We start from the raw sequence: 10,603 nt of genomic DNA, 5'->3' as shown, positions 1-10,603 counted from the left end.
CGGTGTGTAACCACCCCAAGGCGTACTTTGAGGAGCAGGTGGTGAACTACTAGCGCTTGGCGCTGGCATGAGCTGGGCCGGGAGGGCGGGATTACCTTCCCTCCCCGCTCACGGCTCCGCAGGGTCGCGTTGAGGGAAGGTAATCCCGCCCTCCCGGCCCGCTTTGGGCCGTCGCGTGCTCGCTACAGAAAAGCTGATTAGAAGTTTGTGTGCCGCCCCTTTTGGGCGGCACGTTTTGTATAGGGATTGGGTTGCGGCCATTTGGTTGACGGGGCTTGCTCCGGGTTGGGGCGGCGCCGTTGTTTAGGGGGTACACTGGGTAGCGACTTTTAGTTTATCTACTACCTGATGGGGTGTTTTTTATGGGCAAGAAGTCTCGAGCTCGGGTTGCTGCGGCGGGAACTCGCAAGGATCCTGGTCATCGGGTTGCCGAGGGTAAAAAGGCCGATCGTGCCGAGAAGGACAAGAAAGTCGGCGCGCATGCTCATCCTGAGTGGGCGCCTCATTTGAATTCGGCTAGTGAGGATTTGACTGCCAAGTTGTTTACTCTGGTCGAGGTAATTTTGGGCGTGGTGCCCCTTGTGGTTATCGGTTTATTCTTGGCTTCGAAGGACGCCACGAGTGTCGATAAACTCACCGAGGTCTTTTCGCAGGACCCCTCGATGGTGGTCTCGTTTATTTCTGCGTGCTTGCAGCCGTTTGTGGCGTACATGCTGTATATGGTCTACCGCAAATACTGCGAGGGTGATGCGGGCTTTGCCGCCGGTAACCTGATCGGTCTTTTGTGCTCCGAGATCCTACTGCTCAATATCCCGGGCGTCATCGGTATGGGCATCTTGCTGTGGCGTGTTTGGCGCAACGTCGCCCCGCACTTTGAGAGCTGGTTGTTTGAACGCCGTGCAATGGGCGTGCTGGCAGACATCGCGGGCTCGCTCGTGATTCTAGCCTTGGCGTTTATGTGCGCCACCGCCGCCCGAGGTCTCGCAGGCATGTAGTCTGTCCTCACCGACCACGGAGCGCAGGGCGGGGAAACCTTTCCCTCTCGCTCACGGCTTCGCAGGGTCGCGCGAGGCAAAGGTATCCCGCCCTGCGCTCCGGCGTTGAGTCGTCGCGTGCTCGTTACAGAAAAGCTGATAATAAGTTTGTGTGCCGCCCTTTGGGGCGGCACTTTTTGTGTGGGGTCCCGGTCTCCACAATTTTCGTCAAGCTTTTGGTTAGATTTTGGTCAGTTGGCGTAAGGGTGGAAGGCCAAAAGATTGCTGGCGAAAAAAGCTCAGAGAAAGTGCTGGTAGGGGAGTTGTTGAGCTTTTCGACAGCTTTTGAGCAAAAGAAACTTTGTGGCTATTGCCGGCGATTGCGTTGTCGCGGTCATGGCGGTGCGGGATGCTGGTCGTAAGCGTCGAACGCTCCGATTTTGGAGGCCAACATGGACCTGTTTCTTGAGACCCCACAGCAACAAGCCGAGCGTATGCTGCGGCAGCAGCGGCGGCTTATAGAGATGCAAATGCAAGGGGTTGCCAACCAGGCGCCCGTGCAAAACGTCGTGCCCGCTGCTGTACCTGCAGCCGTGCCCGGGTGCGAATCGGCACCAGAGGCCTATTCCGTACAGCAAGATTCATATGCGCAGGAGCTCGCGTTCGACAAGCGTCGTGCGCGTCGTCGCCGCGTGGGCCAGCGCCTGCGCACATTGGCGATGATCGTGCTCATTCCGCTAGGACTTGCGGCAATCTTCTTGGCCTCATATGCCCTCACGTGCATTCTCAACGGTGCCTCGCCCAATGAGGTGCTCCAGCATCTAGCGGCCCTGGGCCAGCGCCTAGGCGATGTCGTAGCAACCATTCGCGCCGGCTGGGAGAGTTAGCGTTTGTCACGTTAGGACTTCTGGGGTGTAGGGATTATCGCCATGAGTAGAATCCTCGCATCCTGGGAATCCTGTCATGCGACTGAATAGTATTATTGATGATGAATAATAATAGAAAATGCCATGTTAAGGTACTTAACGACATCCTTGGAGGATCTGGCGTCGTCGCCTTCGGAGCGGAGTTATCAAGAGATGGTCTGTGCATACAGGCAATACAAAAAGGAGGTGCTCGGTTGAATCTGACCTTTGAGGGATTCTTAAAAGGCTATTGCCGAGAGCTATCCGGACAGCAGTCGCTCAGTTTTAGAAAACTGGTTAAGCAAGCGACGACGGTTGCGCCGCGCGTGGCGGAGCCCCTGTTTTTGCTCGCTTTGGCACAGGGTAAAGCCGAATACGTTCTGGGCTTATCCGAGGGTTCGTGGATGGAAGAGGGTTACCGAGGCGTTTTGTCCTTGTACGCCCAAACGGGTAGCCTGGCATCTCTATGCGCCGAGGACAAACTTCCTAATCGTTATGCCAACGTTTGGCGTGCGTATAGAGCGGTGAAGGAAAAGCCAGTGGCGGACAGAAGAATCAACGCCCTGATGCGAAAAAGAACGTTGGGAGCGCTAGAGGAATCGGGTGTAACGCGCTACGGTCTCTGCCGCGATTTGAATCTGAATAAGGGAAACGTGTACGCATATTTAGCCGGTGATGACTCAAAGATGAGCAGGGAGACGGCGCGCCGCATTATGGAATATGCGGAGGAGAGGGGCGCCCAAGAAGGGGCCGGGCGCCCGGTGCGTATGGCGGGGTAAGATTGATCGCGGTTTTGATTGGTGCTCGATTGGGTTTGTTGGGCGGAGTTTATGTCTGCTATTGATATTGTGCTTGTTGTGATCGCCTTGGTGGCGGTGGGGGTTGCTGTGGCTTGCGCCCTCCAGCTCAAGAGCCTGCGTGCCGAGTTGCGGGAGCGTGGCGACAGTAGCGCGGAAACGCTGGCAGCACTCGAGCAGGCCAACAACGCGCTCGATGCCCTGAACGTCGCGCTGGCCGAAACTCGCCGCACGGCCAATGCCATCGCGCAGCAGCAGACGACAGATGCGGCCGTGGAGCAGCAACGTTACCTGACCATCGCACGTGAGTTTTCGCAAGCTGGTGACCGGATGGATGACCTGCGCCGCGAGACGGCCCAACAGCTCGGTGCCAACCGCGAGGGTATCGAGCATCGCCTGGACAAGGTGCGCGAAACGGTCGATGCTCAGCTGGGCGCCATCCGCAAAGACAACAACGTGCAGCTCGATCAAATGCGTGCGACGGTGGACGAGAAGCTCTCCCGCACGCTCAACGACCGACTGTCGGCATCGTTTAAGCAGGTGAGCGACCAGCTCGAGGCCGTGTACAAGGGCCTGGGCGACATGCAGTCCATCGCCACCGGCGTGGGCGACCTTAAGCGCGTGCTGGGCAACGTGAAGGCGCGTGGCATTTTGGGCGAGGTGCAGCTGGGTGCAATTCTGGCGGACATCCTTACGCCCGACCAGTATCTGGAAAACGTCGCCACCAAGCCCGGCGCCTCGGAGCGCGTTGAGTTTGCCGTCAAGCTGCCGGTGGACGAGGGCGATCCCGTGCTGCTGCCGATCGACTCCAAATTCCCGGGCGACGCGTACGAGCACTTGCTCGACGCGCAGGAGTCGGGCGATGCGGAGACCGTGGCGGCTGCGCGCAAGACGCTCGACACCATGGTCAAGCGCGAGGCAAAGGATATTTGCGAAAAGTACCTGAGTGTGCCGGCAACGACCAACTTTGGCATCATGTTCGTGCCGTTTGAAGGGCTGTACGCCGAGGTCGTCAGCCGCTCCGGGCTTATCGAGACCCTGGGCCGCGACTATCACGTCAACGTTGCCGGCCCCAGCACCATGGCGGCCATTCTCAACAGCCTGCAGATGAGCTACCAGACGTTTAGGCTGCAAAAACGCACCGACGATGTACTGCGAGTGCTCTCCGCCGTCAAGGCCGAGCTGCCGCGCTATCAAAAGGCGCTGCGCCGCGCCCAGCAGCAGATCGAGACCGCGGGTAAAACGGTCGAGGGCATTATCACCACGCGCACCAACGTCATGGAGCGCAAACTCAAGGATATCGACGCGCTGGAAGACGCCGACCAAGCCGATGAGATCTTGGGACTCACGCCCGCGGGCCTTTCCACAGACCAAGAAGACGAGGACTAATTGCAACAAGGCAGCGGGGCACCGGCGCAAACGCGGGCACCCCGCTGCCTTTCACATCGCGCTTGCCTGAAGTGCGCTTTAGTGTGCAACAATGGCGTTTCGCCCTATCAGACGCGAAAGGAAGCCCATGTCTCAGAGAAACACCAGTCCGCTGAAACGCTCCACCGTGCGCCGCACGCTGCAGCGGTTTTGGGGTGTCACGCGCACGCAGCCGCTGATTGTCTTTCTCTCGGTGTTCTCGTCGGCGGGCTACATCTTTTTGCTGACGTTTGCCAATACCTATGTGATGGCCCTCATTGTCGACCGCGTTCAAGCCGGTCCCGTGGCGGGTGATCAGGTGTTTGAGGTCTTCGGCCCCTATATCCTGGCGCTCGTACTCGTTAACCTGGTGGGCCAAATCCTCTCCAAGCTGCAGGACTACACCGTCTACAAGCTCGAGATTGCGGGCAACTATCACCTGGCGCGCCTGTGCTTCGACACGCTCTCCAATCAATCCATGACATTTCACACCAGCCGCTTTGGCGGATCGCTCGTGAGCCAGACGAGCCGTTTTATGAGCGGCTATACGGGGCTGGTCGACGTGACGGTGTATTCGCTCGTCCCCACCATCACCTCGGTCATCTGCACGGTGGCGGCGCTCGCCCCGGTGGTGCCGACGTTTACCGTGATCCTGGTGTGCATCATGGCCGTCTACATCGCGTTTGTCTGGCTTATGTACAAGCGCATCATGCCGCTTTCGGCCGCGACGTCCGCCGCGCAGAACAAGCTCTCGGGCGTGCTCTCCGACGCGGTCACGAACATCTTGGCCGTCAAGACCTGCGGGCGCGAGGACTTTGAACGTGATCTGTTCGACGCCGCTGATCGTGCCGCGCGCGATGCCGAGACGGTCTCGATGCACGCCATGATGCAGCGCAACTTTACGACCTCGGGTCTTATCGTCATCACCATGGCCGTGGTGAGCGTATTCGTGGCGGGCGGCAACGCGTGGTTTGGCATCTCGGCCGGCTCGCTCGTCATGATCTTTACCTACACCTATAACCTCACCATGCGCCTGAACTACGTAAGCTCCATGATGCAGCGCATCAACCGCGCGCTCGGCGATGCGGCCGAGATGACGCGCGTGCTGGACGAGCCACGTTTGGTGGCAGATGACCCGGACGCCCCCGAGCTCAAAGTGACCGAGGGCGCGATTGATTTTGAGCAGCTGAGCTTTGCGTACCGTGACGCTGCGGCGGGCGAGAGCGTGTTCGATGACCTGACACTTCATGTGGCGGCGGGCCAGCGCGTGGGCCTGGTGGGCAAATCGGGCTCGGGCAAGACGACGCTCACCAAGCTGTTGTTGCGCCTGGACGATGTACAGGGCGGCCGCGTGCTCGTGGACGGCCAGGACGTCTCGCGCTGCACGCAGCAGAGCCTGCGCCGCCAGGTTGCCTACGTGCCGCAGGAGGCGCTGCTGTTCCACCGCTCCATTCGCGAAAACATTGCCTACGGTCGTCCCGACGCCACTGATGAGCAGATTCGCGAGGCCGCGCGCCTGGCCAACGCCCTGGAGTTTATCGACCGCTTGCCTCGTGGCTTTGACACCATGGTGGGCGAGCGCGGCGTCAAGCTCTCGGGCGGCCAGCGTCAGCGCGTGGCCATCGCCCGTGCCATCCTAACCGACGCGCCGATTCTAGTGCTCGACGAGGCGACCTCTGCCCTCGACAGCGAGTCCGAGGCGCTGGTGCAGGAGGCGCTCGAAAACCTGATGCGTGGACGCACCTCCATTGTGGTGGCGCACCGCCTGTCCACCGTGGCGGCGCTCGACCGCATTGTGGTGCTGGCCGATGGCGAGATCGTCGAGGACGGCACGCATGCGCAGCTCGTCGAGGCGGGTGGCGAGTATGCGAGCCTGTGGAGCCGTCAGACCGGCGCATTCTTGGAGGCGTAAGCGTCTCGGACGTGGGACAATTGTGTCCATAAGTTTATTGTGCCGTTGAGCCGAGGAGTCGTTATGCCACGCGAGACCAATGCCGCCAAACGAGAGCGCGCCGTTGAGGTGTGTGAGCGCCTCAACCGTCGCTATGGCCCGGTCGAGTGCTTTTTGGACCACGAGAATCCCTTCCGCCTGCTGATTGCGGTGCTGCTCTCGGCGCAAACGACCGACGCGCAGGTCAACAAGGTGACGCCGAAGCTGTTTGCCCAGTGGCCCACGCCCGAGGCCATGGCCGGGGCGAGCGTGGCTGACGTGGCGGGCACCATCAAGTCACTCGGCTTCTACAAGAGCAAAGCCAAGCATGCCGTCGAGGCCGCGCAGATGATCGTCGCCGACTATGGCGGCGAGGTGCCGGCCGACATGAAGGAACTCGTGAAGCTGCCGGGCGTGGGACGCAAGACGGCGAACATCGTGCTCAACGTGGGGTATGGCATCGTGGAGGGCATTGCGGTGGACACGCACGTCAACCGCATTGCGCACCGCCTGATGCTGAGTCCCAAGACGCATGCCAAGGAGCCGCTCAAGACCGAGCAGGATTTGCTCAAGATTTTGCCGCACGAGTATTGGGAGTCGGTCAACCATCAGTGGATCACCTTCGGTCGCGAGATCTGTGATGCCCGCAAACCCAAGTGTGACGAGTGTCCGCTGGCAGATTTGTGCCCCAGCGTGCGCGTAGCGGGGTAGGGCGGAACGCATTTTCGTCTGGCGTTTTTTGCGGGGCTGGGTTTGCCCTTGAGCCGGAGTCCTCTCCATGCGCTACCATGACAGACAATGTATTTGACGTACGACCCGCCGAGCTTGCCCCGGCGGGCTTTTGGCGTTGCGATGCCGGAGGAACAGCATGCTCATTCACCGTATAGCCGCGCAGCTCTACACTGCCGAGGCGCTGCAGACCGTCGAGGCCGGACTCGATGCCGGCGAGGACGTGACGCTGGCCGTGTCGCAGTCGGGCCGCACGCTTATGGCGGCCGCCCAGTTTGCGCGCCGTCCGCGCCCGACGGTCTACATTGTGAGTGGCGAGGATGCGGCCGATCGCGCCGCGCGCAGCCTTGCCGCCTACGTGGGGCTGGCGCACGTGTGCCGTTTTCCCGAGCGCAAGGACTATCCGTGGCGCGAGCAGGCGCCCGACGATGCCGTGGTGGCGCAGCGCTGCGAGGCTCTGGGGCGCATCGTGCGCGGGGACAACTGCATCATGGTTGCCTCGGCCCGCGCGCTGCTGCGCTGCGTGCCGCCGGTCGAGAGCCGCTATTGGGAGTCCACGACCTTTGCGGTGGGCGAGGAGATTCCTTTTGATGAGGTGCCGCAGCGCCTAGTGGGCATGGGCTACACCAATGCCGGCGCCGCCGACGCGCCCGGTCTGTTTCGCGTGCACGGCGACACCGTCGAGGTGTTTCCCGCGCAGGAAAAAGCGCCCGTGCGCATTGAGTTCTTTGGCGACGAGATCGATCGCATACGCCGCATGGTGAGCTCCACGGGGCAGACCATCGGTAACGAGGACAGTATCGAGATCTTCCCCTGCCGTGAGCTGGCGCTTACCGACGAGGCCGTCCACAACATGCATGTGGCGCTCTATCGCGCCAGCCAGGACGACAGCAAGCTGGCCGCATTGCTCGAGATGGTGGATGCGCGCATCGTTACACCCGAGCTCGACCGCTTTTTGCCGGTAATGTACGGCCAGACCGTGAGCCCGCTGGCGCACGTGAGCGGCAAGGCGCTCGTGGTGCTGTCCGAGCCGCGCTCGCTGTTCGACGATTGCCTGCGTGCCTACGAGGATATCGAGGCGCGTGCTGGCGAGGCAGGGATTGACCGGCTGGATGGCCTGTATGTACGTGCCCAGCAGCTCGATTTTGGTGCCCAGCAGCGCCTGAACTACGTGAGCCTGATCCGTGCCGGCGGCGCGGTGACGGCGGAGCTCAAGATTGAGCAGCCGGCCATTGCGGGCTCGGACAATCGCTTTATGACGCGCATTCAGGAAGTCGTGGGCAAGCGCTACGCCTGCGTGTTTGCCATTCCCGACCGCGGTGCGCGCGAGTCGATGGAGCTCACCTTTGGCGACGAGGGCATTACCTTTGAGGAGTCGCTGACCGCGGCGCCCGAAAATGTCGGCGCTATCGGCGACCGCGTGCGCGTGGCAGCGGCGGATTCTGCCGATCGCACCGCCCGCCAGGAGGCCCACGCTTCCATTCGCGAGCGCAAGGCCGATGCGCTCAACGCCCGCTCGCTCGAGGCAGGTGCCGCCCAGGCAGCCGCCGGCGCCGCCGTGCCTACTATCTCGCGCGGACGCGTGACCTTTGTCGATGCCGCTCTGCCGCAGGGCGTGGTGGTGCCCGATGCCAACCTGGCCGTGTTCTCGATCGCCGACCTCAATGCCCGCATGGATGCCAACCGCGCGCGCAGCCGCCGCAAGGTTGACATTACGCAGATCACGTTCCCGTTTAAGCCGGGCGACTACGTGGTGCATGCCACCCACGGCATCGCGCTCTTTAGCGAGATTGCGCGCCAGGAAGTGGGCGGCAAGGAACGCGACTACTTTTTGCTGGAATATGCCGACGGTGACAAGCTCTACGTGCCGTTGGAGCAGGTCGACCGCATCACGCGATACGTCGGTCCTGACGGCGACAAGCCGCGCCTGACCAGGCTCAACACCGCCGACTGGACGCGTGCCACCAACAAGGCGCGCAAGAACGCCAAAAAGCTGGCGTTTGACTTGGTCGATCTGTATACGCGCCGCTCGTCGATTACCGGTATCGCCTGCCCGCCCGACACGCCCGAGCAGATCGAGATGGAGCAGAGCTTCCCTTACGACGAGACGCGCGACCAGCTGGAGGCCATCGCCGACATCAAGGCCGACATGGAGGCGCCCAAGCCCATGGATCGCCTGCTGTGCGGCGACGTGGGTTTCGGCAAGACCGAGGTTGCCCTGCGCGCGGCGTTTAAGTGCGTGGACTCCGGCCGCCAAGTCATGGTGCTCTGCCCCACGACCATTCTGGCCCAGCAGCACTACGAGACGTTCTTTGAGCGCTTTGCCCCGTTTGGCCTCGAGGTCGAAGTGCTCAGCCGCTTCCGCACCCCGGCGCAGCAGAAGCGCGCGCTCAAGGCGTTTGCCGAGGGCACGATTGATGTGCTTATCGGCACGCATCGTCTGCTTTCGGCCGATGTGAACCCCAAGAACCTGGGCCTGGTGATCATTGACGAGGAGCAGCGCTTTGGCGTGCAGCACAAGGAGCAGCTCAAGAACCTGCGCGAGCAGATTGACGTGCTCACGCTTTCGGCAACGCCGATTCCGCGAACCATGCAGATGGCCACGAGCGGCGTGCGCGACATGAGCCTGATCACGACGCCGCCGACCGGGCGCCGCCCCGTAATCGTGCACGTGGGAGAGTACGACCCCGACGTGGTGAGCGCGGCGATTCGCCTGGAGGTGGGTCGCGGCGGTCAGGTGTACTACGTGTCCAACCGCGTCAAGACCATCGACGACGCCGTGGCGCGCGTGCACGAGGCCGCGCCCGAGGCGCGCGTGGGCGTAGCGCACGGCAAGATGAGCCCGCGCGAGGTCGAGGACGTGATGATCGAGTTCGCGACCAAAAAGATCGACGTGCTCATCGCCACGACCATCGTGGAGAGCGGCATCGACAACGCGACCGCCAACACGCTCATCATCGAGGACTCGCAGCGCCTGGGTCTGGCACAGCTCTACCAGCTCAAGGGCCGTGTGGGCCGCTCTGCCACGCAGGCCTACGCGTACTTTATGTTCCCGGGCGAGCTGCCGCTCACCGAGGAGGCGACGGCGCGCCTGACCGCACTTTCCGAGTTCCAGGACCTGGGCAGCGGCATGCGCATCGCCATGCGCGACCTGGAGATTCGCGGTGCCGGCTCGCTTATGGGAGCCGAGCAGCACGGCAACCTGTCGAGCGTGGGCTTTGACCTGTTTACGCAGATGCTGGGCCAGGCCGTGGCTGAGGCGCGCGGCGATGACGACGCCGGCGTGGAGGCGGCGAGCGTGGGTATTAACCTGCCGGCCGACTACTTCTTGTCCGAGGAGTACCTGCCGGCGGTGGATCAGCGCGTGCTCGTGTACCGTAAGCTCGCAGCGGCCGAGGACCTAGAGAGCATCGATGAGGTGCAGGAGGAGACCGAGGCTGCGCATGGCGAGCTGCCGCTGGCGGGACTCAACCTGTTCAATCGCGCACGAATCCGCATTCGCGGCGAGCGCCTGGGGCTCGAGAGCGTCACGCTCAGTGGCGGCCGCATCACGTTTTTGGGCGTCGACGTGCCCAAGAAGGTGGCCTTTGAGCTTAAGACCCGCTATGGCGCGGTGAACTTCCCCAAGAGCCGCAAGCTGTCGGTACCCTACAAGGCAGGCGCCGGTGCGGGCAGCGGCCTGGGTCGCGGTCTCGACGCCAACGACGGCACCGGCCCCGTGGCCGCGGCACTCATGCTGCTGCAACAACTGGGTGCCAGCGACGACGACTAACGGGTCGACGCTGCAAACGCTCCATTTGGGCAATCTGACCCTCACTCGTCGGTCGCGTACGCAAGTACGCTTCCCTCCTCCTTCGGGCC

7 protein-coding genes are annotated in these 10,603 nt (G+C 62.1%); all 7 read left to right on the top strand.

The window, feature by feature from the left end; translation table 11 throughout:
• Positions 1-362: 362 nt before the first annotated feature.
• The 7 genes from PGW49_RS06265 (at position 363) to mfd (ending at position 10,514) form a co-directional block, all read left to right on the top strand.
• Entirely contained in the window at positions 363-995 is a 633-nt protein-coding gene (locus PGW49_RS06265) for a hypothetical protein (RefSeq protein WP_006235151.1), read from the top strand.
• A 431-nt stretch (positions 996-1,426) separates the two neighbouring features.
• Positions 1,427-1,861: a hypothetical protein gene (locus PGW49_RS06260; RefSeq protein WP_138113881.1), complete on the top strand. Its 435-nt coding sequence runs from the start codon at positions 1,427-1,429 to the stop codon at positions 1,859-1,861.
• Positions 1,862-2,094: 233 nt separating this feature from the next.
• Positions 2,095-2,658, top strand: coding sequence for a hypothetical protein (locus tag PGW49_RS06255; protein WP_270225943.1), 564 nt, complete (start codon positions 2,095-2,097; stop codon positions 2,656-2,658).
• Between the two features lie 51 nt (positions 2,659-2,709).
• A complete protein-coding gene (locus PGW49_RS06250) occupies positions 2,710-4,065 on the top strand; it encodes a DNA recombination protein RmuC (protein ID WP_022095168.1) in 1,356 nt (451 codons plus the stop codon).
• Positions 4,066-4,192: 127 nt separating this feature from the next.
• Positions 4,193-5,995 (top strand): ABC transporter ATP-binding protein, encoded by a 1,803-nt coding sequence (locus PGW49_RS06245; RefSeq protein WP_138113883.1) that lies wholly within the window; start codon positions 4,193-4,195, stop codon positions 5,993-5,995.
• A gap of 63 nt (positions 5,996-6,058) precedes the next feature.
• A complete protein-coding gene (nth, locus tag PGW49_RS06240; protein ID WP_138113885.1) occupies positions 6,059-6,724 on the top strand; it encodes an endonuclease III in 666 nt (221 codons plus the stop codon).
• A 157-nt stretch (positions 6,725-6,881) separates the two neighbouring features.
• Positions 6,882-10,514 (top strand): transcription-repair coupling factor, encoded by a 3,633-nt coding sequence (gene mfd, locus PGW49_RS06235; RefSeq protein ID WP_138113887.1) that lies wholly within the window; start codon positions 6,882-6,884, stop codon positions 10,512-10,514.
• Positions 10,515-10,603 lie beyond the last annotated feature (89 nt).

Source organism: Collinsella aerofaciens, from assembly GCF_027679495.1.
GTDB lineage: Bacteria > Actinomycetota > Coriobacteriia > Coriobacteriales > Coriobacteriaceae > Collinsella > Collinsella aerofaciens_AK.
The sequence above is the reverse complement of the archived record's forward strand: the minus strand, read 5'-3'. Positions and strand labels throughout refer to the sequence as shown.